This is a genomic window from Sphingopyxis panaciterrulae (assembly GCF_014199295.1).
Taxonomy (GTDB): Bacteria; Pseudomonadota; Alphaproteobacteria; order Sphingomonadales; family Sphingomonadaceae; genus Sphingopyxis; species Sphingopyxis panaciterrulae.
In genome coordinates this window covers 1-21,620 of record NZ_JACIJH010000026.1, presented here as the reverse complement: position 1 = coordinate 21,620, position 21,620 = coordinate 1, and the positions used below count along the sequence as shown (strand labels likewise).

Annotated in this window: 18 protein-coding genes, 1 tRNA gene and 1 pseudogene; 12 read left to right on the top strand and 8 right to left on the bottom strand. The window is 65.6% G+C overall.

The features are described from left to right. The first annotated feature begins 219 nt into the window (after positions 1 to 219). The 5 genes from FHR21_RS20360 (at position 220) to FHR21_RS20340 (ending at position 5,873) form a co-directional block, all read left to right on the top strand. Entirely contained in the window at positions 220 to 1,401 is a 1,182-nt protein-coding gene (locus FHR21_RS20360) for an acyl-CoA dehydrogenase family protein (RefSeq protein ID WP_184101726.1), read from the top strand. A gap of 100 nt (positions 1,402 to 1,501) precedes the next feature. Continuing rightward, positions 1,502 to 2,596, top strand: coding sequence for an acyl-CoA dehydrogenase family protein (locus FHR21_RS20355; protein WP_184101725.1), 1,095 nt, complete (start codon positions 1,502 to 1,504; stop codon positions 2,594 to 2,596). Continuing rightward, on the top strand, positions 2,593 to 3,798 hold the full coding sequence (locus FHR21_RS20350; protein ID WP_184101724.1) for an acyl-CoA dehydrogenase family protein: 1,206 nt from the start codon (positions 2,593 to 2,595) through the stop codon (positions 3,796 to 3,798). Before FHR21_RS20355 ends, FHR21_RS20350 begins: the two co-directional genes overlap by 4 nt. A gap of 11 nt (positions 3,799 to 3,809) precedes the next feature. Beyond that, positions 3,810 to 4,592 carry an SDR family NAD(P)-dependent oxidoreductase gene (locus FHR21_RS20345; protein WP_184101723.1) on the top strand — a complete coding sequence of 261 codons (783 nt, stop codon included), beginning with the start codon at positions 3,810 to 3,812 and terminating at the stop codon, positions 4,590 to 4,592. Positions 4,593 to 4,622: 30 nt separating this feature from the next. After that, positions 4,623 to 5,873: an acetyl-CoA C-acetyltransferase gene (locus FHR21_RS20340; RefSeq protein ID WP_184101722.1), complete on the top strand. Its 1,251-nt coding sequence runs from the start codon at positions 4,623 to 4,625 to the stop codon at positions 5,871 to 5,873. A gap of 6 nt (positions 5,874 to 5,879) precedes the next feature. On the opposite strand, the gene FHR21_RS20335 is transcribed toward FHR21_RS20340, so the two are convergent. Then, entirely contained in the window at positions 5,880 to 7,217 is a 1,338-nt protein-coding gene (locus FHR21_RS20335) for an alkaline phosphatase PhoX (protein WP_184101721.1), read from the bottom strand. Positions 7,218 to 7,328: 111 nt separating this feature from the next. Between FHR21_RS20335 and FHR21_RS20330 the strand changes: the two genes are divergently transcribed. Genes FHR21_RS20330 through FHR21_RS20320 form a run of 3 tightly spaced genes read left to right on the top strand, consistent with a single transcriptional unit; the run spans position 7,329 to position 10,072 of the window. Continuing rightward, positions 7,329 to 8,459: a CaiB/BaiF CoA transferase family protein gene (locus FHR21_RS20330; protein ID WP_184101720.1), complete on the top strand. Its 1,131-nt coding sequence runs from the start codon at positions 7,329 to 7,331 to the stop codon at positions 8,457 to 8,459. A 27-nt stretch (positions 8,460 to 8,486) separates the two neighbouring features. Then, the gene (locus tag FHR21_RS20325) at positions 8,487 to 9,290 is read left to right on the top strand and encodes a crotonase/enoyl-CoA hydratase family protein (protein WP_184101719.1); all 804 of its coding nucleotides are present in this window, start codon (positions 8,487 to 8,489) and stop codon (positions 9,288 to 9,290) included. A gap of 2 nt (positions 9,291 to 9,292) precedes the next feature. Beyond that, the gene (locus FHR21_RS20320) at positions 9,293 to 10,072 is read left to right on the top strand and encodes a tyrosine-protein phosphatase (protein ID WP_184101717.1); all 780 of its coding nucleotides are present in this window, start codon (positions 9,293 to 9,295) and stop codon (positions 10,070 to 10,072) included. A 7-nt stretch (positions 10,073 to 10,079) separates the two neighbouring features. Here FHR21_RS20320 and FHR21_RS20315 read toward each other — a convergent pair whose 3' ends face one another. Beyond that, entirely contained in the window at positions 10,080 to 11,402 is a 1,323-nt protein-coding gene (locus FHR21_RS20315; protein ID WP_184101715.1) for a Xaa-Pro dipeptidase, read from the bottom strand. A gap of 215 nt (positions 11,403 to 11,617) precedes the next feature. Here FHR21_RS20315 and FHR21_RS20310 point away from each other — a divergent pair, with 215 nt between their 5' ends. Together FHR21_RS20310 and FHR21_RS20305 are read left to right on the top strand one after the other, a co-directional pair. Then, positions 11,618 to 12,088 carry a GFA family protein gene (locus FHR21_RS20310; protein ID WP_184101713.1) on the top strand — a complete coding sequence of 157 codons (471 nt, stop codon included), beginning with the start codon at positions 11,618 to 11,620 and terminating at the stop codon, positions 12,086 to 12,088. A gap of 55 nt (positions 12,089 to 12,143) precedes the next feature. Next, complete coding sequence (locus FHR21_RS20305; protein WP_184101712.1) at positions 12,144 to 13,013, top strand: DMT family transporter; 870 nt, start codon at positions 12,144 to 12,146, stop codon at positions 13,011 to 13,013. Here the strand turns inward: FHR21_RS20305 and FHR21_RS20300 are convergent. The 3 genes from FHR21_RS20300 to FHR21_RS20290 form a co-directional block, all read right to left on the bottom strand. Further along, positions 13,003 to 13,584 carry a phosphatase PAP2 family protein gene (locus FHR21_RS20300; protein ID WP_184101711.1) on the bottom strand — a complete coding sequence of 194 codons (582 nt, stop codon included), beginning with the start codon at positions 13,582 to 13,584 and terminating at the stop codon, positions 13,003 to 13,005. The two genes, FHR21_RS20305 and FHR21_RS20300, sit on opposite strands and share 11 nt — an antisense overlap. A 260-nt stretch (positions 13,585 to 13,844) precedes the next feature. Further along, entirely contained in the window at positions 13,845 to 15,260 is a 1,416-nt protein-coding gene (lpdA, locus tag FHR21_RS20295) for a dihydrolipoyl dehydrogenase (RefSeq protein WP_184101710.1), read from the bottom strand. A 1-nt stretch (position 15,261) separates the two neighbouring features. After that, a complete protein-coding gene (locus FHR21_RS20290) occupies positions 15,262 to 16,530 on the bottom strand; it encodes a pyruvate dehydrogenase complex dihydrolipoamide acetyltransferase (RefSeq protein ID WP_184101709.1) in 1,269 nt (422 codons plus the stop codon). Positions 16,531 to 16,690: 160 nt separating this feature from the next. Here FHR21_RS20290 and FHR21_RS20285 point away from each other — a divergent pair, with 160 nt between their 5' ends. Then, a complete protein-coding gene (locus FHR21_RS20285; RefSeq protein ID WP_184101708.1) occupies positions 16,691 to 17,146 on the top strand; it encodes a universal stress protein in 456 nt (151 codons plus the stop codon). Positions 17,147 to 17,318: 172 nt separating this feature from the next. Here the strand turns inward: FHR21_RS20285 and FHR21_RS20280 are convergent, their stop codons facing one another. From FHR21_RS20280 to FHR21_RS20270, 3 genes are all read right to left on the bottom strand, one after another. After that, positions 17,319 to 19,268, bottom strand: a complete 1,950-nt coding sequence (locus FHR21_RS20280) for a CocE/NonD family hydrolase (protein ID WP_184101707.1) — start codon at positions 19,266 to 19,268, stop codon at positions 17,319 to 17,321. A gap of 103 nt (positions 19,269 to 19,371) precedes the next feature. Next, positions 19,372 to 19,456, bottom strand: a tRNA-Leu gene (locus tag FHR21_RS20275). Positions 19,457 to 19,502: 46 nt separating this feature from the next. Beyond that, positions 19,503 to 20,957 (bottom strand): coniferyl aldehyde dehydrogenase, encoded by a 1,455-nt coding sequence (locus tag FHR21_RS20270; protein ID WP_184101706.1) that lies wholly within the window; start codon positions 20,955 to 20,957, stop codon positions 19,503 to 19,505. Positions 20,958 to 21,525: 568 nt separating this feature from the next. On the opposite strand from FHR21_RS20270, the pseudogene FHR21_RS20265 reads away from it, so the two are divergent. After that, a pseudogene (locus FHR21_RS20265) lies at positions 21,526 to 21,620 on the top strand (ATPase); the annotation flags it as partial.

Sequence of the window (21,620 nt, the reverse complement as noted above, 5' to 3'; positions counted from 1 at the left end):
TCGCCAGCTCCGCATAGCCCACGCTCTGCATCCCGCCCTGCACGATCGGATGCTCAATCCCCAGCATCTCCGTTATCCGCGTCCTCAAGACCATGCGCTGTCCTTCCCTTGTCCGATCCTGCCCTTACGGCATCGCTGACTTCACCCTTGAATTAACTTGACGCTTACGTCAACGTCGGGTTGAGAGGCAAAATAGTTAGATATCGAAGGGAATCAGAAATGACGGCGAACTCAGGCATATCCGACCAGGCGCTGGCGATCGCCGCGAAGGTCGAGGCCTTCGTCCGCAAGACGGTGATTCCCTATGAAAAGGATCCGCGCCGCGACCATCATGGCGCGCCAACCGACGAGCTGGTCATGGAGATGCGCGAACATGCCCGCGCCGCGGGGGTGCTGACGCCGCACATCCTGTCCGACGGCAGCCACCTCAATCAGCGCGAGACCGCGGTCGTCCTCATCAGCAGCGGCCTGTCGCCGCTCGGCCCGCTCGCCTGCAACACCATGGCCCCCGACGAGGGCAATATGTATCTGCTCGGCAAGGAGGGAAGCCCCGAACTCAAGGATCGTTTCCTGAAGCCGATGGTCGAAGGCCGTGTCCGCTCTGCCTTTTTCATGACCGAGCCCGCCGACGAAGGCGGCGCGGGTTCCGACCCGTCGATGATGCAGACGACATGCCGTCCCGACGGCAATCATTGGGTCATCAACGGCCGCAAGACCTTCATCACCGGCGCACAGGGTGCGCGCGTCGGCATCGTCATGGCGAAGGCCGAAGAAGGTGCGTGCATGTTCCTCGTCGATCTGCCAGACCCCGCGATCCGCATCGACCATGTGCCGAACACGATCGACAGTTCGATGCCCGGCGGCCATGCGACGCTGACCATCGACAATCTGCGCGTCCCCGCCGACCAGATGCTCGGGCAGGCGGGCGAAGGCTTTCGCTATGCACAGGTGCGCCTCTCCCCTGCCCGCCTGTCGCACTGCATGCGCTGGCTCGGCGCCTGCATCCGCGCCAACGAGATCGCGACCGACTATGCGAACCGCCGCCACGCCTTCGGCAAGCCGCTGGTCGATCACGAGGGCGTCGGCTTCATGCTCGCCGAGAATCTGATCGACCTGAAGCAGGCCGAACTGATGATCGACTGGTGCGCGGGCGTGCTCGATACGGGCTCGCTCGGCACCGCCGAAAGCTCGATGGCGAAGGTCGCGGTGTCGGAGGCGCTGATGCGCATCGCCGACCGCTGCGTGCAGGTGATGGGCGGCACCGGCGTCACCGACACGACGATCGTCGAGCAGGTGTTCCGCGAAGTCCGCGCCTTCCGCATCTACGACGGCCCGACCGAGGTCCATAAATGGAGCCTCGCCAAGAAGATCAAGCGCGACTGGAAGGCCGCGCGGGACTGAACCGAAAAGCGCTTCCCCCGATCCGTAGCGTCAAATCCACTTGACGTTTACGTTAACGTCGGGATGATGGCCGAAATCATCGAGGATGAGGAATCGGCCGATGTCGATCTTGTACGACGAAGAGCAACAGGCGATCGCGACCGAATCGCGCCGCGTGCTCGAAGCGCGGGTGAACAAGGACGAACTCCTGCCGCTGCTCGAGGCGACCGGTGCATATCACCAGGGTTTCTGGGCGACGGCGAAGGAACAGGGCTGGACCGCCCTCGCGCTGCCCGAAGCGCATGGCGGCCTCGCGCTCGGCCTCGTCGAGCTCGGCCTGATCGCGCATCAGGCGGGACGGACGCTGAGCGGCGCGCCGTTCCTGACCTCGAACTTCGGCGTCGCCAAGGCGGTCGCGCTCTACGGCAGCGACGCGCAGCAGACGCGCTGGCTGCCCGGCCTCGCGAGCGGCGAGACGATCGGCGCGATTGCGTTCTCAGACGGTGCCGATGCCCTGCCCGCGCACCCCGGCGCGACGCTGGCCGGCGGTCGTCTCTCGGGCACGCGGGGCGGCGTGACCGGCGGCCTCGCCGCCGACGTCGCAGTCGTGCTAGCGCAGGAAAATGGGGCACCGGCGCTGGCCCTGGTCGACCTTTCGGGGATCGAACGCATCCCCGTGCAAAGCTTCGACAACAGCCGCTGCATCGCCGATCTGCGGTTCGACGGAGCGCCCGCCGAACTCTTGATCGCGGGCGAAGCCGCGTACGAAGCCGCGCTTCATATCCTCGCGCTTCAGGCCGTCGTCACCGCGCACGAACAGACCGGCGGCGCCGAGGCCCTGATGGAGATCGCGCGCGACTATGCGGTGACGCGCAAGGCGTTCGGCCAGCCGATCGGCGCTTTCCAGTCGATCAAGCACCGCATTGCCGAGCTTTACGGGCTGGTCGAACTGGCGCGCGCCAACTGCATCCACGCCGCCGCGCGCGAGGGGCAGGACGATTTCATCACGGCCGCCGCCGCCGCGCGCCTTTCAGCCACCGAAGCCTATGACGCCGCCGCACGCGACTGCGTGCAGATTCACGGCGGCATCGGGGTGACGTGGGAGATCGGACTCCACCTCCACATGCGCCGCGCGCGCAGCCTCGCGGTCGAACAGGGCAACCTCTTTTTCTGGGAGGATGTTCTCGTCGACCGGCTGGCAGGAGAAGCGGCATGAGCGATCTCGAAGCCTGGCGTGCCAGGGCCGCGGCCTGGTGCGAATCGATGGTGCCGACCTTCGGCAAGTCGGCACGCAAGGGGCTGGGCGTCGAGGAGGACCTCGCGCTCGGCCGCCGCTATCAGAAGGCGAAGTTCGACGCGGGCTTCGCCGGCATCAACTGGCCCAAGGAACTCGGCGGCCAGGGACTCGGCCATCTCGAAAAGATCGCCTTCGAGGGCGAGGAGATGAAGCACGGCTTCCCTAACGTCTATTTCGGCATCTCGCTCGGCATGCCGGTGCCGGTGCTCATGCAGTTCGGGAGCGACCGCGATTTCGTGAAGGAACGCGTGCTGAAGGCCTTGCAGGGCGAGGAAATCTGGTGCCAGCTCTTTTCCGAACCCTCGGGCGGCACCGATCTCGCCGGCCTCCGCACCCGCGCCGAGACCGACGGCAACGGCTGGAAGATCAACGGGCAAAAGGTGTGGACGAGCTGGGCGCAATATAGCGACTATGGCGTCATCGTCGTGCGGACCGATCCGACCGTGCCCAAGCACAAGGGGCTGACCTATTTTTGGGTCGACATGAAGGCGCCGGGCGTCACCGTGCGTCCGATCAAGCTCGCGGGCGGCGACAGCCATGTCAACGAGGTGTTCTTCGACGATGTGAAGATCGGCGACGACCATCGCATGTCGCCGGTGGGCGGCGGTTTCGCGGTCGCCATGGCGACCTTGATGATCGAGCGCTATGTCGCCACCGACAGCGCCGGTTTCGGGCCGCACCTCGACCTGTTCGTCGCGCTCGCGAAAGACCTGCGGCTGAACGGCCGCCCGGCGATCGAGGATGGCCGCATCCGTCAGCAGATCGCGCGCAATTATGCGATGCGCGCCGGACTCGATTCGATCAATGTCCGGGCGAGACTGATGATGGAGGCCGGCATGACGCCGGGTCCTGAAGGGTCGCTCAACAAGCTCGTCGCGGTACGCTCGCGCCAGAAGCTGTCCGAACTGGCCATCGACCTGCAGGGCGCGGGCGGCTTCCATTTCGACGAGCACGCCTCGCAGAAGGAGGATTGGGCGTCGAGCTGGATCAACGCCCCGACGGGCCGCATCGCCGGTGGGTCCGACGAGACGCTGCTCAACACCATCGCCGAGCGCATCCTCGGCCTGCCGCAGGATCATCGCCCCGACAAGGGCATCCCCTTCAACCAGATTCCAGCCTGAGGAGCCTCCCCATGAAACTCGATTCCTCCACCGCGGCCGTCGTCACAGGCGGCGCGTCGGGTCTCGGCCGCGCAACCGCCGAGGCGCTCGCCGCCGCGGGCGTCAAGGTCGCCATCTTCGACATCAACGATGCGCTCGGCGAAGAAGTCGCCCAATCGATCGGCGGCCTGTTCGTCCATGTTGATATTACCGACGAGCAGTCGGTTCTCGACGGTTTCGCCAAAGCGCGTGCCGCGCACGGGCAGGAGCGGATCGCCGTTCACTGCGCGATGACCTCGCGGCGCGGCAAGACGCTCGCCTTCGACAAGGAGACCGGCCAATACCGCCGCACCCCGACCGCGGACTATGAATATGGCGTCGCGGGCATATTGACCGCGAGCTATCGCATCGGATCGATCGCCGCCGAGGGCATGGCGACCTTGCCCGAACTGGAGGACGGCGAGCGCGGCGCGATCGTCTTCACCGCCTCGGTCGCGGCGCAGGACGCGCAGATCGGCCAGGTCATCTACGGCTCGGCCAAGGCGGGCGTGAACGGGCTCGTGCTGCCGATGGCGCGCGACCTGATGGACCTCGGCATCCGCGTCAATTCGATCATGCCCGGCGTGTTCGGCACGCCGCTGCTCGGCAACATGAACCCGAAGGTCAAGGAAAGCCTGGAGGCATCGGTCCCCTTCCCCAAGCGGCTCGGCAAGGCAGAGGAATATGCTAGCCTTGCGATGGAGATGGTCCGCAACACCTATTTCAACGGCCAGGCCGTCCGCCTCGACGGCGCGATCCGCATGGCTCCCCGTTAAATCTCTCTCTCCGAACGAAGGAATAGCATCATGGCCGAAGCCTATATCATCGATACCGTCCGCACGCCGCGCGGGATCGGCAAGCCCGGCAAGGGTGCGCTGTCGCATCTTCACCCGCAGCATCTTGCCGCGACCGTGCTCGCCGCGATCCGCGACCGCAACAACCTCGATACCGCGAGTGTCGACGACATCGTCTGGTCGACGTCGAGCCAACTCGGCAAGCAGGGCGGCGACCTCGGCCGCATGGCGGCGCTGTCGGCGGGCTTCGACACCAAGGCATCGGGCACGACGCTCGACCGCTTCTGCGGCGGCGGTATCAGCGCGGTCAATTTTGCCGCCGCGAGCGTGATGAGCGGCATGGAGGATTGCGTCATCGCCGGGGGCACCGAGATGATGAGCTATACGACCGCCTATGCCGCCGAGCAGGCCAACGCCGGCCTGCCCCCGCGTCTGATGGGCTCGGGGCACGAGGCGCTCGACGCGTTGCATCCGCAATCGAACCAGGGCGTGTGCGGCGACGCCATCGCCACGATGGAAGGGATCAGCCGCGAAGCGCTCGACGCGCTCGCGCTGGTCAGCCAGCAGCGCGCCGACCGCGCGATCAAGGAAGGCCGTTTCGACAAGTCGCTGGTGCCGGTGCTCAACCCCGACGGCAGCGTCGCGCTCGACCATGAAGAGTTTCCGCGCCCCGAAACCACCGCCGAAGGCCTCGCCGCGTTGAAACCCAGCTTCGCCGCACTGGCTGATTTCGACATGGGTGACGGTTTCACCTTCAGGAAGCAGATCAACCGCCGCTACCCCGACCTCGAAATCCAGCATTTCCATCATGCCGGAAATTCGTCTGGCGTCGTCGACGGCGCCGCGGCGGTGCTGCTGACGTCAAAGGATTATGCCGACAGGCACGGCCTCAGACCGCGGGGGCGCATCGTCGCCTATGCCAATATCGGCGACGATCCGACGCTGATGCTCAACGCCCCGGTTCCCGCGGCGAAGAAGGTGCTGGAAAAGGCCGGCCTGACCAAGGACGACATCGACGTCTGGGAAATCAACGAGGCCTTCTCGGTCGTCGCCGAGAAGTTCATCCGCGACCTCGATCTCGATCGCGAGAAGGTAAACATCAACGGCGGCGCGATGGCGCTCGGCCACCCGATCGGCGCCACAGGCTCGATCCTGATCGGCACCGCGCTCGACGAACTCGAACGCTCGGGCGGTCGCTACGGCCTCGTCACCATGTGCGCCGCGGGCGGCATGGCGCCCGCCATCGTCATCGAACGAATCTGACGTCGATCAGAAGGGTCCGCGGATCGCAATGGTCTTCGCGGGGCTGTAAAGATTGAGGAACATGGTCCGGCCGTCGGGCGCGAAACAGACGCCCGCCGGTTCGGTCTGGATACGGATGAAGGCGAAGGGATAGACTTCGCCGAAAGGAGTGACGCCGCGCAGATGGTTGGTGACGGTCGGCGTATATTGATCCTCGCACACGAAGAGGTGGCCGTTCGGCGCAACCGTCAGATTGTCGCCATAGCTGTAGTGCGCCGGGTCGGTCGATTCGAGGAACAGTTGCAATCGACCGGGTTCGCGCTGTTCGCGATCCTTTCCCTCGTGGCGCGACGGACGATAGCGCATGATCTGACCCTGCTGCGCCCGTCCTCCGGAGGTACAGGTGAAGTACAGCTCGTCCCGGCCCCAGTGGATGCCTTCGCCGCGCGCGAAGACCGCCGCGCCCTTCTTCGCGCCGCGTGCGCGCAGATCGTCGGCGGGGCTTTCGGGGTTATCGAGGTCGATCCATCGCGCAAAATGCCAGCTTCCCGCTGCCATCTTCTGTCCGGCCCAGTTGCGGCTGTCACGCAGCCACTTGTCATGAAAGGCGAGGACCTGGAGCCGGCCGCCCTTGCGCAGCGACCCCGGATCGTCGGGAAGGAAGCGATAGAAGAGGCTGTCGTCGCGGTCCTCGGTCATATAGACGATGCCGGTGCGCGGATCGATCGCGGCGGCTTCGTGATTGAAGCGTCCCATGGCCTTGAGCGGTTCGGCAGGGGCCAGCCCGTCCGCGTCGGCGGGAACGTCGAACACCCAGCCATGATCGCGCCCGACGCCCTCGGACGGTCCGTCGACATTTTCCTCGCAACTCAGCCAGCTGTTCCACGGCGTCACCCCGCCGGCACAGTTGCGGATCGTGCCGACGAGGCTCAGATATTGTTTCTCGACCGTCAGCGTGTCGGGGTCGAGCAGCAGCGTCGTCGTGCCACCGGGCAGCGCCGCATCGCCGATACGGTCGAATGCCTCCGCCGGCGCCGGCGTACCCGCCGCAAAGGGGCCGGTGGCGAGATGTTTCGGCTGGAGTTCATGGTTGCGGACCAGCGCGATCCTGCCACCATCGAGACGAAAACACCCCATGCCATCGGCGCGGTCGGGGACGCGATGGCCATCGTCCATCGCCTGCCCCAGTTCCGACACGACCTTGTAGGAAAAGCCCGGCGGCAGGTCGATCAGCCCCGCAGGATCGGATTGCAGCGGCCCATAGCCCGGATCGAGCGCCATCATGCCGGCGCGCGCCACGCGACTCTGCAGCGCAAGCCCGGCGACGGCGAAGGCCGTGGCGGCGAATTGGCGGCGGTCAAGCATGGATGCAGGCTCCCGTGGCAGGCGTCCGGGGCGCCTTAGGAAGCGAATGTGACAGAGCGGCTGCACCGCGGTGAAGGGGTGCGGCAGATGGAATTCGAAGGAGAGACGACAATGGCAGGACCGCTTTCGGGCATCAGGATCATCGAATTCGCCGGCATCGGCCCCGGCCCCTTTTGCGGCATGATGCTCGCCGACCATGGCGCCGAGGTCATCCGCATCGACCGCCCCGGCGGTTTCATGGACCCGCGCGATCCGCTGTCGCGCGGACGCACCTCGATCGCGCTCGACATGAAGAATCCCGACGCCGTCGCCACCGCGCGCGACCTGTGCAAGAGCGCCGACGGCATCATCGAAGGCTTCCGTCCCGGCGTGATGGAGCGGCTCGGGCTCGGTCCCGACGTGCTGCTCGCCGACAATCCGAAGCTCGTCTACGGTCGCATGACCGGCTGGGGACAGTTCGGCCCCTATGCGCAGGCGGCAGGGCACGACATCAATTATATCTCGCTGTCGGGCGTGCTCCACGGCATCGGCCGCGCGGGCGAGAAGCCGGTGCCGCCGGCCAATTATGTCGGCGATTTCGGTGGCGGGGGCATGATGCTGGCCTTCGGCATGGCGAGCGCGCTGCTCCACGCGGCAAAGACCGGCGAGGGTCAGGTGATCGACTGCGCGATGACCGACGGCTCGGCGCTGCTCGCCGGCATGACCTGGGGTTTCAAGGCAATGGGGCGGCTGAAGGACGAAGCGGGCGTCAACATGCTCGACGGCGGCGCCCATTTCTACGACAGCTACGCCTGCGCCGACGGCAAGTTCATCTCGATCGGATCGATCGAGCCGCAATTCTATGCGCTGCTGCGCGAAAAGACGGGGCTCGACCGCGACACCGCCTTCGACGCGCAGATGGACCCGGGGCAATGGGGGCCGCTCAAGGATCGGCTGGCCACATTGTTCGCAACGAAGACCCGCGACGAATGGTGCGCGATCATGGAGATGACCGACGTCTGCTTCGCGCCCGTCCTGTCGCTCGAAGAAGCGCCGAAGCACCCGCACAATGTCGAGCGCCAAACCTTCGTCGAGGTCGGCGGCGCGGTTCAGCCCGCCCCCGCACCCCGCTATTCGGCGACGCGCAACGACCCGCCGCGCGCCGCGCCGCAGGTCGGCGCGGATGCCGATGCGGTGCTCGCCGATATCGGCTATGATGCCGGGCGGATCGCGGCATTGCGGGATGGCGGCGCCGTTCGTTAGAGTCGGGATCGAAGAGGAGACGCAGGCGTGGGTGAATTTCTGAGTGTCGAGCGGCGCGGCAAGGTCGCAATCCTGACGATGAGCAAGCCCGAAAGCATGAACGCGATCGGCACGCACGCCGACTGCGACGACATCATCGACACGCTGCGCGCGCTCGGCGAGGATCGCGGGGTCAGCGCGATCGTCCTGACCGGCAGCGGCAAGGCGTTCAGCGCCGGCGGCAATCTGAAATCGATGCAGGATCGCCAGGGCATCGGCGTGCTCGACCAGCCCGATTCGACCCGCGCCAACTATCGCCGCGGCGTTCAGGCGGTAATCCGGGCGCTGATGGACTGCGAGATCCCGATGATCGCCGCGGTCAACGGTCATGCAATCGGCCTCGGCTGCGACCTCGCCTGCACCTGTGATATCCGCATCGCCGCCGAGAGCGCGAAGTTCGCGTGCAGCTTCATCAAGGTCGGCATCGTCCCCGGCGACGGCGGGGCGTGGCTGCTCCAGCGCGTGCTCGGCTATCCGCGCGCCGCCGAACTGTTCCTGACCGGCGACCGCTTCGACGCGCAGGCCGCCAAGGAATATGGCCTCGTCACCGAGGTCGTGCCCGACGCCGAACTGCTCGACCGCGCGCTCGCCATCGCCGAACGGATCGTCTGCAACCCGCCGCGCGCGCTGCGGCTCACCAAGCGCCTGCTCCGCGAGGCGCAGCACAGCCGGATGAGCGACATCCTCGAATTGAGCGCCGCCTATCAGGCGATCGTCCACGAAACCGCCGACAACCGCGAGGCGATCAATGCCTTCGTCGAAAAGCGCGCGCCGGTGTTCACGGGAGAATGACCATGCTCGCCGATCGCGTCCTGTCCCTGTCGGGCGTCCATAATTTCCGCGACTATGGCGGCTATGATGTCGAAGGCGGCGGACGGCTGCGCGACGGAGTCTTGTGGCGCTCGGCGCATCATGTCGAGGCTGACGACGACGATCTGGCGGCCATCGACGCGCTGGGAATCGAAACGGTCATCGATCTGCGCGGCGACGACGAGCGCGAAGCGCATCCGTGCCGCCGCAGCGAGAGTTTCGCGGGCCGGGTGCTGTTCGCGGGCGGAGTCACCGCGGGCCTTGCCCCGCATCTCCAGGCGGCGGGTGGCGCGATCGACGTCGAGACAGCGCGGGCACGGATGATCGACACCTATGCCGGCATGCCATACCGCCCGGCGCTGGTTGCGACGCTGCGCCTCTATCTGGCGGCACTTGCCGAATATGACACGCCGAGCCTCGTTCACTGCGTTGCGGGCAAGGACCGTACCGGCTTCGCGGTGGCGATCGTCCACCGGCTGCTCGGCGTGCACGAGGACGATCTGATGCACGACTATCTGCTGACCAACACCGCCGGAAGGATCGATGAGCGGATCGCCCAGGGCGCGGCGCATATTCGCGACCGCTACGGCGCCGAGATCGGCGACGACGCGATCCGGGCGCTGATGTCGGTCAACCCCGCCTATCTCGACGCCGCGCTGGCAACCGTGCGCCGCGACCATGGCGACATCCCGGGCTATGCCGAAGCGGTGCTCAACTTCACGCCCGAGATGCGCGAAGCGATGATCGACCGGTTGGTGGTCTGAGCGGACGTCAGTCGGGCTCCCTAACCAGAACCCCACCCTTCACCACCGCCGCGACATGTTCGAGCCGCGTCACGTCGGTCAGCGGGTTGCCGTCGACTGCGATGATGTCGGCATAGCGGCCGACCGCGATCGAACCGACGTCGCCGGTCATGTCCAGCGCCTCGGCCCCGTTCAGCGTCGCGGTGCGGATCGCCTGGATCGGGGTCATGCCCCACTCGACCATCTTCGCGAACTGCCGCGCATTGTCGCCGTGCGGATAGACGCCCGCGTCGGTACCGAAGATCATCCGCACCCCCGCCTTCACCGCGCGCTGGAAAGTCTGGCGCTGGGCGAGACCGATCGCCTTTTCCTTGTCGAGGCTTTCCTGCTCGGTACCGTTCGCGGTACCGGTCGCGAGGATATAATCGTCGTTATAGATATCCATGTCGAACCAGGTCTTGTGTTGGATCGCGAGCTTGATCGCCTCGTCGCTCGCGAGGCTGCAATGTTCGATCGTGTCGATTCCGGCGAGGATCGCGGTGCGGATGCCCTCGTCGCCATGCGCGTGCGCCGCGACCTTGATCCCCAGCATGTGCGCCTCGTCGGCGATCGCCTTCATCTCCTCGAGCGTCAGTTGCTGCGCGCCGACGCTGTCGCCGAGCGAAAAGACGCCGCCGGTCGCGCAGATCTTGATGACGCGCGCGCCGAACTTGTGCAGCCAGCGCACCTTGCGGCGCGCTTCCTCGGGGCTGTCGACCACCGACGGCTCCTTGCGGTCCATCGACGGCGGCAGTCCGCCGCTGTCGCAATGCCCGCCGGTCGCGCCGATCGCCCAGCCCGCGGGGATGATGCGCGGTCCCGGAATATAGCCGCCCTCGATCGCCTGCTTGAGCCCGACATCCTCGAAATCGGCCGAGCCGACGTTGCGCACCGTGGTGAAGCCCGCGTCGAGCGTCGTCTTTGCATTGGCGACGCCGACGACGGTCCAGAAGCTGTCGGTGTAGCGAAGCGCCTGATAGCCGCCGACCTCGGCGAGCGAGGTCAGGTGGACATGCATGTCGATGAGTCCGGGAAGCAGAGTCCGCTCGCCGAGGTCGATATGCCTGACGTCGGCGCCCCAGCGCACCGTGCGCGCGTCGGCGATGTTCGTGATCCGCCCGTCGGGCCCGACGAAGATCGCGGGATAATCGACCGTCTTTCCGCTTGCGACGTCGAGCATGTGCGCGGCGGTGATCACGGTCTGGCCGGTCGCGGCGCCCTGCTGCGCCGCGGCGCCCGACGCCGCGAAGGACGCGGTCGCCGCAAGTACGATTCCTCGTAGAAAAATCCCGAACTTCACACGGAATCGCATGTCCGCCCTCCCCCTGTCGATGCCCGCTTCGCTGATGGCAAAAAGCGGCCTTGTAGGACAGCGGAAAAAGAGCCGGCGAGAGATGCCTTACCCCAAGCTCGTCATTGCGGGGGCCGCAGGCCCGTGGCAATCCAGAGCGGTGCACGGCCACTCTGGATTGCTTCGCTCCGCTCGCAATGACGGGGTTTTTTCCAGTAAGACGAGGACAAGACATCATGGACGACTGGAACCTTCCCTGGACCGGCGGCTGCCGCTGCGGCAAGCTGCGCTTCGAGATCAGCGCACCGCCGCTGATCACGATGGCGTGCCACTGCACCGGCTGCCAGAAGATGAGCGCGAGCGCCTATTCGCTGTCGATGGCGATCCCCGACGGCGGCTTTCGCGTGACCGAGGGCGAGCCGGTCATCGGCGGCCTCCACGATCCGCGCCTGCACCACAGGCATTGCGATCATTGCAAGAGCTGGGTGTTCACCGAGATCGAGCCCGGGATGGGCTTCACCAACGTCCGCCCCTCGATGCTCGACGACTTCGCCTGGTTCGAACCCTTCCTCGAAAGCTACACCAGCGAGGCGCTGCCCTGGGCGAAGACGGGCGCGAAGCACAGTTTCGCCGAATTTCCCGGCATGGACGATTACGGCCCGCTGGTCGCCGAGTTCGCCGAGAAGGGCCCACGGCCGGGACGTTGATGCGGCGGGCAGGCTGCGCCTAAGCCACGGCGTCGCCCGATAGGCCGGAGCTCCGATGTCCTTTCTCTCGCTCGGCCTCGTCGTCCTCGCCGCGCTGATCCACGCGACATGGAACCTGCTCGCAAAGCGCGCGGCGCACGCGGGGGTGGCGTTCGTCTTCGCTAATAATCTGATCGCGATGATCGCTTACGCACCATGGGTCGCGTGGGTCTTGCCGACTGAGGACATGGTGTGGAGCGGCGCCGCGGTCGGCTTCATCCTCCTCTCCGCGCTCGTCCACCTTGCCTACAGCCTGTGCCTGCAACGCGGCTATCAGGTCGCCGACCTTTCGGTCGTCTATCCGGTCGCGCGCGGGACCGGGCCGATGCTCGCGTCGGCCGGTGCCTTCCTGCTGCTGGGCGAGGATATCAGCGCGCCGGGGGTCGCGGGCCTGCTGCTCGTCGTCGCCGGCATCGCGCTGATCGCGACGCAGGGTCGCTTCGCGGCCTTTCGAACCGCCGAGGCGCATCGCGGCGTTCGCTGGGGCATGGGAACCGGCGCGCTGATCGCGACCTATACCGTCGTCGACGGCTGGGCAGTGAAGATGCTCGGCGTCGTTCCGGTGGTGCTCGACTGGCTGTCGAACGCGCTGCGCTTCTTTTTCCTGCTACCGGTGGTCCTGCGCGATCCCGAGGGGCACAGAGCGCGGATGCGCGGTCATTGGCGGCTCGCGATCGCAGTCGGGCTGCTCTCGCCCGCCTCCTATATTCTCGTGCTGACCGCGCTGAAAATGGGCGCACCGCTCCATGTCGTCGCGCCGACGCGCGAGATGTCGATGATGGCGGGCGCATTGTTCGGAATGATCTTCCTCGGCGAGGCGGTCGGGCGCTGGCGGCTCGCGGGCTGCGTGCTGCTGATCGTCGGCGTCGTCCTGCTCAGCGGCTGAGGCGCCGGTCGATCGTCGTCGCCGCAAGCGCGAAACCCGCACCGAGCATGATTCCGCCCAACACGTCGCTCGGCCAATGGACGCCGAGCATCACCCGCGACAGCGCGGTGAGCAGGATCGCCGCCGCCGCGCAACCCTCCGCGACGCGGCGCCACGGCGGCGGCGCGAGGAGCGCGAAGGCGAGCGCGACCGCGGTGACACTGGTCGCATGGCCGCTAGGGTAGGACCAGCTCGACACATGGTCGAGATGCGGGATCAGGTCGGGGCGCGGACGGTCGAAGAGATTTTTGAGCAGGCTCGACGCGAGATTGGCGGCAAGCGCCGTCGCGGCGAGCAAAAACGCGGGCCGGCGCCCGGCGCTGCGCCACAGCAGAACGGCCAGCAACAGGGCGAGCGTCCAGCGCGGCACGCCGCCGCCGAGCCAGCTCACACCCTGCATGAAGGCGATGAGCGCATTGCTATCCTCGCCCGCGCGCAAGGCGAGCAAGAGCGACAGCTTGGTATCAAAGCTCGACGCGCAGCCCCTGCTTATGCCGAAACCGAGCAAAAGCGTGGCGATGGTGACGAACACGGCGATGGCAATGCGTGTGCGGCAGGTGATGAGGTGGATTCTCCGGTCGGAATATGGGGTTCGCACAAAGACACGAAGCCACGAAGAAAAGAAACCCTGACCCGTTCGTGCTGAGCTTGTCGAAGCACTGTCCTTTCTTGTGACGTCAAAAGGGAGAACGGCCCTTCGACAAGCTCAGTGCGAACGGATTGAAAGAATCTTCGTGGCTTCGTGTCTTTGTGCGAACCGATATCTTCCACTTAACTGCGAATGACGCGCCTTCAGATATGCAGCGCGCGTCCGTAGGCGCCGAGCACTGCCTCGTGCATCGTCTCGCTGATCGTCGGGTGCGGATAGACGCTGTGCATGAAGTCTTCCTCGACCAGCTCAGCGGTCTTGCCGACAGTATAGCCCTGGATCATCTCGGTGACCTCGGCTCCGACCATGTGGGCGCCGAGCAGTTCGCCGGTCTTCGCATCGAACACCGTCTTCACGAAACCCTCGACCTCGCCCAAGGCAATCGCCTTGCCGTTGCCGATGAAGGGGAAATTGCCGACCTTGACCTCGTGCCCTGCTTCCTTCGCCTTCGCCTCGGTCAGGCCGACGCTGGCGATCTGCGGGTGGCAATAGGTGCAGCCGGGGATGTTGCGCACGTCCATCGGGTGCGGATGGACATCCTTGTTGCCGAGTTCCTGCGCGATCGCCTCGGCGGCGATCACGCCTTCATGGCTCGCCTTGTGCGCGAGCCACGGCGGCGCGGTGACGTCGCCGATCGCCCAGAGCCCCTTCACATTGGTGCGGCAATAGGGATCGGTGTCGATATGCCCCTTGGTCGTCTTCACGCCGAGCGTGTCGAGCCCGACGCCCTCGGTATTGGGGACGATGCCGATCGCGACGATCGCATGGCTGTAATCGCCCGCCTGGACCTTGCCGTCCTTGGTCTTGACCTTCGCCGACACGCCGGTCGCGGTCGCCTTCAGTTCCTCGACACCGGCTCCGGTCAGGATCGTCATGCCCTGTTTCTTCAGCGATTTTTCGAGGAAGCTCGACACGTCGGCATCCTCGACGGGCACGATGCGGTCGAGCATCTCGACCACCGTCACTTCGGCGCCCATGTCGTTGTAGAAGCTGGCGAATTCGATTCCGATCGCGCCCGATCCGATGACGAGCAGCTTCTTCGGCATTTCGGGCGGGGTCATCGCGTGACGATAGGTCCAGACGCGCTTGCCGTCGGCGGGCGCAAAGGGCAGGTCGCGCGCGCGCGCGCCGGTCGCGACGATGATATGCTTCGCGGTCAGCGTTTCGCTGCCCTTCTCGCCCTTCACTTCCAGCTTGCCGGGCGCAATGAGCTTGCCATCGCCCATATGCACCGCGATCTTGTTCTTCTTCATCAGGTGCGTGACGCCCTGGTTGAGCTGTTTCGCCACCCCGCGGCTGCGCTTCACCACCGCCTCCAGATCGGCGCTGATGCTCGCCGCGGCAAGGCCATAATCCTTGGCGTGCTGCATATAATGATAGATTTCGGCCGAGCGCAGCAGCGCCTTGGTCGGGATGCAGCCCCAGTTGAGGCAAATGCCGCCCAGATTCTCGCGCTCGACGATCGCCGTCTTGAGCCCGAGCTGCGCCGCACGGATGGCCGCGACATAGCCGCCAGGTCCCGAGCCGAGGACGATGAGGTCGTAGTTGGTGTCAGCCATGTTACGCCACCAGCCCCAGCGGGTTCTCCACGATCTGCTTGAACGCCTGCATCAGTTGGGCGCCGTCGGCGCCGTCGATCGCGCGGTGGTCGAAGCTGCCGGTCGCCGACATGATCGTGGCGATCGACACGGCGTCGTCGACGATCCACGGCCGCTTCTCGCCCGCGCCGATCGCCATGATCATGCCCTGCGGCGGGTTGATGACCGCGTCGAACTGGGTGATGCCGAACATGCCCATGTTGCTGATGCTCGCGGTGCCGCCCTGATATTCGTGCGGCTGGAGCTTGCCCTCCTTGGCGCGGCCCGCCAGCTCCTTCATCTCGGTCGAGATCTTGCTCACCGATTTCTCGTCGGCGCCGATGATGATCGGGGTGATCAGCCCCGCGGGGACCGACACGGCGACGCTGATGTCGGCACGGCTATAGCTGATGAGCTGGTCGCCGGCATAGCTGACGTTGCACTTGGGCACCTGGATCAGCGCCTTGGCCAGTGCCTTGATGAGCAGGTCGTTGACGCTGAGTTTGACGCCCTGCGGCTCGAGGGCCGCGTTGAGCTCGCCGCGCAGCTTGAGCAGCTTGTCGAGCTGGATGTCGACGGTCAGGTAGATGTGCGGGATCGTCTGCTTCGCCTCGGTCAAGCGGCGCGCGATCGTCTTGCGCATGTTGCTGAGCTTGTCGGCGGTGTGCGGGATGTCGGTCTCGAACGGCTGCGCCGGTGCCGGGGTTGTGGCAGGCGCGGCAGCGGTCGCGGCGGCCGGTGCTGCGGCGCCGCCCGAGGGTGCGCCTTCGAGGTCGGCCTTGACGATGCGGCCGCCGGGGCCGCTGCCGGTCAGCGCCTTCAGGTCGATGCCCCTTTCGGCGGCGATGCGCTTGGCGAGCGGGCTGGCCTTGATGCGGTCGCCCGAGACCGCAGGTGCGGGCGCTGCTGCGGCGGGAGCGGGCGCGGGTGCGGGTTCGGCCTTTGCCTCGGGAGCCGGAGCAGCGGCGGGAGCCGGCGCGGGCGCCGCCTTCGCCGTGCTCGCATCCTCGCCTTCGCCCGCGATCACCGCGATCACGGTGCCGACCTTCACATTGTCGGCGCCTTCGGGGACCAGAATCTGCGCGATCGTGCCTTCATCGACGGCTTCGAATTCCATCGTCGCCTTGTCGGTCTCGATTTCTGCGAGCAGGTCGCCCGATTTGACCTCGTCGCCTTCCTTGATCAGCCATTTGGCGAGCGTGCCCTCTTCCATCGTCGGCGAAAGGGCGGGCATTTTGAGTTCGATGGGCATCGTCGCTGTGGTTCCTGTCACTTGGGGAGGCGGAGCCTGCCGTTACGGCTTTCCCCCTCGCCATAAGCATTCGCCGGGTCAAGGTCCAGCGGGCGAACTTGCCTTTCATACGAATGTGACGCAGTCTCGCGCGCGCAAAAGACATGAGGGGTCGGGGCTGATGCGGACATATCTGGTGGTGATCGACGACAGCCCGGAGGCGGCGCTGGCGTTGCGCTTCGCGGCGCGGCGCGCGGCGCGCACGGGGGGCGGAGTGATGGTGCTGGCGATCGTGCCGCCGCAGGATTTCCTCGCTTTCGGAGGCGTCCAGGCGACGATCGAGGCCGAGGCGCGCGAACAGGCCGAGGCGCTCGCCGCGACCGCGGCCGAAGCGGTTTCGCAGGAAGCGAATGTCACGCCGAAGATCCTCGTCAAATCAGGCAAGCCCGCCGAGGTCGTGCGCGAGGTGATCGGCGCGAGCGACGAGGTCGCGGCGCTGGTGCTCGCGACCGCGGCGAGCGGCGCGCCCGGACCGCTGGTCGCGCATTTCACCGGACACGATGCGGGCACCCTGCCCTGCCCGGTCATGCTGGTGCCGGGCGGTATCGACATCGAACGGCTCGACGCGCTGAGTTGAACGCCCTTCCCCCTTGATGGGGGAAGGATAGGAAGCCTTATCGCAAAGCGATTAGGCGCAGTTGGATGGAGGTGATGGCGCCGCCTTGCGCAGCACCCGCACCCCCTCCGCTGCGACGAGCGGACAAGTCCGCAAGTCTCGCTACCTCCCCCATCCAGGGGGAGGGATTCCTTTACCGCCCCGCCAGCGCCGCCGACTGGTCGACCGGCACCACCGGCAGCAGCACGCCGCTCGCCGTGTCGCCGCCTTGCAGGATCGTCACCTCCTGCTTCTTATAATCCCCGGGCTTGGCGAGGAAGATGTTGGGGACGAAAGTCTGCGGGTTGCGGTCGTAGAGCGGGAACTGGCTCGACTGGATCTGCACCATGATCCGGTGCCCCGGCTGGAACACGTGATTCACCGTCGGCAGGCGGAATTTATAGCTCTGCGCGACGCCCGAGGGGATGGCGGTCGGGTTCGCGAAGCTGTCGCGATAGCGGCCGCGGAAGATGTCCTGACTGATCGCGAGCTGATAGCCGCCCATCTTCTCGTCGGTCGCCACCTCGGCCGGATAGACGTCGATTACCTTGACGATGAAATCGACGTCCGAGCCGGTGATCTTCGCAAAGATATTCGCCATCGGCGCGCCCGACACGCGCACCGGCTCGGTCAGCACATCGGTTTGATAGGTGAGCACATCGGGGCGTCCGTCGACATGGCGCTGGTCGCTGACCAGCCAGTCGCCCCAGCGGCCGTCGCGGAAGTTCACCGGGCGCGACAGATGCGGAACCGGCTTGGCCGGATCGGAAATATAGCTGGTCACGCTCGCCGCCGGCTTATCGAAACCGAGGCTGCCGTCGGGGCCGACATAGATCGGCGTCAGCGGCGCCGAACAGCCCTGCTGGCAGGCGAGCGGCCAGGTCGTGAAGCGATCCCAGTGATTTTCGCCGGTGTTGTAAATGGCGGCGGCGGGCAGGTGGGCGGGCGGGCCGTCCTTCAGATATTGATTGAAGAGTGGCAGCACCATGTCCTTGCGGAACTGCGCCGCGGTATCGCCATCCCATTCGAACGGGCCGAGCGAGCGGCCTTCGCGGTTGATCTGGCTGTGGCGCCACGGACCCATGACCAGGAAATTATTCCCCATCCTGCCCTTCGCCTTCAGCGCTTCCCAGCTCGTGATCGCGCCGTACATGTCCTCCTGGTCCCACAGCCCCTGTTCCCACAGGGTCGGGACGTTCGAGGGGTTGGCCGCGACCAGCTTGTCGAGCGCCTGCTGCTGCCAGAATTCGTCATAGGCGACATGCTTGAGCATCTTCTGCCAGAAGGGAAGCTGGTCGTAGCCGACCTTCTGAGCCCAGTCGTTCGCCGAACCATGGCGGAAATTCTCATAATCGTCGTAGCCGCCGGTCGAGGGGACGGTACCACCCGCCTTGTAGCCGGTCTGGCCGCCGATCCACGCGATATTGGCAAGGCGGAAGGCGCCGTGGTGGAACCAGTCGTCGCCCATCCAGCCGTCGATCATCGGACTTTCGGGCGCCGCGACCTTCAGCGCCGGGTGCGGGTTGAGCAGCGCCATGACGACGGTGAAGCCCTCGTATGACGATCCGATCATCCCGACGCGGCCGTTCGATTCGGGCAGGTTCTTCCTGTTCACCAGCCAGTCGATCGTGTCCCACGCATCGGTGATGTGATCGACCTTGGTCGGGTTGAGCGGGCCGACCGGCGGCCGGTTGACGATATAGTCGCCCTCCGACCCATATTTGCCGCGGACATCCTGATAAACGCGGATATAGCCGTCCTTCACGAAAATCTCGTCGGAAAGCGGCAGCGTCGACAGCATGCTCGGGCTGTCCATGCGGTTCGCGCGGCTTTTGGCATTATAGGGCGTGCGCGTCAGCACGATCGGCGCATTCTTCGCGCCCTTGGGCACGACGATGACGGTGTAGAGCTTGGTCCCGTCGCGCATCGGGATCATCTCGACGCGCTTGTCGTAGTCGGCATCCTCGTTCGGAATCGTGAACTTGTCGGGAATGTCGCTCGTCACCTGCGCCGATTTCGGCGCGGCATTTTCGGTCGCCCCGGTGATCGACGCGCTGGTGAGCGCGACCGCGGAAAGCGTGGCAAACAGGAACGAGCGAAGCATTGCGAACCCCCTGGCTATCGATCTGGCAGGCCGCGACCTTGGCGCGATGGACGACGCAATGCAACCCGCCGAAGCAATGATATTGCGCAGTCGTGACGGGAAATGGTGCCCCTGGCCGGACTCGAACCAGCACTCCTTGCGGAACTCGATTTTGAGTCGAGCGCGTCTACCAATTTCACCACAGGGGCGCCGTGGAGGGCGCCCCGATAAGCCGGGACGCCCGGCCTTGCCAAGCTATTTCTTGAGCTCCCGCGCCAGCGTCTTCGCGGTCGCCTTGCCATAGGGCGGCTTGAAGCCGGCCATGCCGGCGACGTCGAACTTCGGCTGGCGATAGACCGCGCGCGCGTGGCTGAAGGTGCGGAAGCCGTCGATGCCGTGGTAATTGCCCATCCCCGACGGCCCGACCCCGCCAAAGGGCAGATCCTCCATCGCATTATGGAACAGGACGTCGTTGACCGTTACCCCGCCCGATATGGTGCGGGTGAGTACGCGCTCCTCCTCGCTCTTGTCCTGTCCGAAATAATAGAGGCCGAGCGGGCGGTCGTGGGCGTTCACATAGTCGATGGCGTCGTCGATGCTGCGATAGGTGCGGACCGGCAGCACGGGCCCGAATATCTCTTCCTGCATCACCTTCATCTCGTCGGTGACGCCGCGGACGATGTGGAGCGGCATCTTGTGGCCGTTGGCGCTCGCGAAATCCTCGTTCCCCGGGTTGACCTCGATCACTTCGGCGCCCTTGTCGCGCGCGTCGGCCAGATAGGATTGCAGGCGGTCGTAATTGCGGCCGTTGACGACCGACGTGTAGTCGTCGTTGGCGAGCAGCGTCGGATAGAGCGACGCCGCCCCCCTGGCGACGCTGTCGATCACCGCATCCTCCTGATCCTCGGCGACGAGCAGATAATCGGGGGCGAGGCAGATCTGGCCGGCGTTCATCAGCTTGCCCATCGCGACGCGCTGGCCGACCAGATCCTTGTTCGCGCTGCGCCCGATGAAGGTCGGCGACTTGCCGCCGAGTTCGAGCGTCACCGGGACCAGATTGTCGGCCGCGGCGCGCATGATGTGCCGACCCACGCTGGTCGCGCCGGTGAAGATCAGATGGTCGAAGGCGAGCCGCGAAAAGGCGACGCCGACGTCGGGGCCGCCGGTGAACACCGCCATCTCGCTTTCGTCGAAATGGTCGGGCACCAGCCGCGCCATCAGCGCGGAGGTGTTTTCGGTGAACTCGCTGGGTTTTATCATCGCGCGGTTGCCCGCGGCGAGGATGCCCGCCATCGGCACGAAAACCATGCCGATCGGGAAATTCCATGGGGAGACCACGCCGACCACGCCCTTGGGCTGATAGACGACCTCGGCCTTCGCGCCGAGCAGGCCGAGCGGAAAGGTCGGCTTGCGCCGTTCGCCCCTCGACCAGGCCGCCATATGCTTCTTCGCATGCTTGAGCGCGCTGACCGAAGGCATGATGTCGGTCATCAGCGTCTGTTCGCGGCTGCGGTGGCCGAAATCCTCGCTGACCGCCTTCGCGAAATCCTCGGCATGGTCGACGAGCAGCGCGATCGCGCGGTCGATGCGGTCGCCGCGCACGGCCAGGCTTTCGGGCATGGCCGCGGTGAAGCCATCCTTCTGCGCCGCCAGCACCCGCTGCATGCGCTCGCTTTCGAGCGCGATCCCGTCCCCGATCGCCGTCGCCATATCCCGTCTCCCTCCGTTTGGTCCGTTTTGACCATGGGCGGAGGCGGGTTGCAAGATGAAACCTGCCGTGGGCGCGGGGCGAGGTCGGCACCGTCCCTCTCGTTTCGACGCGCTCCATCAGGGCAGAGGCCGAGCCGCGCAATATTGTTTCAAAGGTCGCGAAGGTCATGCGATGCCCCTGCCTTTCGCTTTCCGGACACCGGAGCGATGCGGGGTGGGAACAAGCGAGAGGAGATGGGGCATCCGTCAGTTCGGAGCATGGTCGGATATCGCAGGAAAGGTGCTTATGCGCGGGGAACTACGGCATCGGGATTACGGCGACAGCTTATTTAACCCCTGAATTATTGCCGCTCCCTCTCGGAGTTTGGGGGTTAAGTAAGCTGTCACCGTAATTACGCCTCAATCCAGATCATCACCCGAAGAATCGCAAAACTATGAAATTACGCCCGATAATTTTGAATCAGGCTCTTAGCAGGGCGAAAAACTTCCAAAGCGGTTCTAATTCTTTGCCATATTGGACAAAAGAAGGCGGGATTTTTGCTCCGAACTGGGACATCCTTTCCCCTGCCTGGTGACACGCCTCGAAGAGGAGACCCGGATCGGCAAAGGCGGGACCCTGGCGGCGCAGCTGTCGCGGCTCGACCTGATCGTGCTCGACGAGCT

Excerpts from the sequence above, each read along its gene's own strand:
- FHR21_RS20335 (WP_184101721.1), bottom strand. The coding sequence starts at position 7,217 with ATGCTTGACCGCCGCCAATTCGCCGCCACGGCCTTCGCCGTCGCCGGG.
- FHR21_RS20345 (WP_184101723.1), top strand. The coding sequence starts at position 3,810 with ATGAAACTCGATTCCTCCACCGCGGCCGTCGTCACAGGCGGCGCGTCG.
- FHR21_RS20285 (WP_184101708.1), top strand. The coding sequence starts at position 16,691 with ATGCGGACATATCTGGTGGTGATCGACGACAGCCCGGAGGCGGCGCTG.
- FHR21_RS20305 (WP_184101712.1), top strand. The coding sequence starts at position 12,144 with ATGTCCTTTCTCTCGCTCGGCCTCGTCGTCCTCGCCGCGCTGATCCAC.
- FHR21_RS20355 (WP_184101725.1), top strand. The coding sequence starts at position 1,502 with ATGTCGATCTTGTACGACGAAGAGCAACAGGCGATCGCGACCGAATCG.
- FHR21_RS20330 (WP_184101720.1), top strand. The coding sequence starts at position 7,329 with ATGGCAGGACCGCTTTCGGGCATCAGGATCATCGAATTCGCCGGCATC.
- FHR21_RS20290 (WP_184101709.1), bottom strand. The coding sequence starts at position 16,530 with ATGCCCATCGAACTCAAAATGCCCGCCCTTTCGCCGACGATGGAAGAG.
- FHR21_RS20280 (WP_184101707.1), bottom strand. The coding sequence starts at position 19,268 with ATGCTTCGCTCGTTCCTGTTTGCCACGCTTTCCGCGGTCGCGCTCACC.
- FHR21_RS20320 (WP_184101717.1), top strand. The coding sequence starts at position 9,293 with ATGCTCGCCGATCGCGTCCTGTCCCTGTCGGGCGTCCATAATTTCCGC.
- FHR21_RS20310 (WP_184101713.1), top strand. The coding sequence starts at position 11,618 with ATGGACGACTGGAACCTTCCCTGGACCGGCGGCTGCCGCTGCGGCAAG.
- FHR21_RS20350 (WP_184101724.1), top strand. The coding sequence starts at position 2,593 with ATGAGCGATCTCGAAGCCTGGCGTGCCAGGGCCGCGGCCTGGTGCGAA.
- FHR21_RS20360 (WP_184101726.1), top strand. The coding sequence starts at position 220 with ATGACGGCGAACTCAGGCATATCCGACCAGGCGCTGGCGATCGCCGCG.
- FHR21_RS20340 (WP_184101722.1), top strand. The coding sequence starts at position 4,623 with ATGGCCGAAGCCTATATCATCGATACCGTCCGCACGCCGCGCGGGATC.
- lpdA (WP_184101710.1), bottom strand. The coding sequence starts at position 15,260 with ATGGCTGACACCAACTACGACCTCATCGTCCTCGGCTCGGGACCTGGC.
- FHR21_RS20270 (WP_184101706.1), bottom strand. The coding sequence starts at position 20,957 with ATGGCGACGGCGATCGGGGACGGGATCGCGCTCGAAAGCGAGCGCATG.
- FHR21_RS20315 (WP_184101715.1), bottom strand. The coding sequence starts at position 11,402 with ATGCGATTCCGTGTGAAGTTCGGGATTTTTCTACGAGGAATCGTACTT.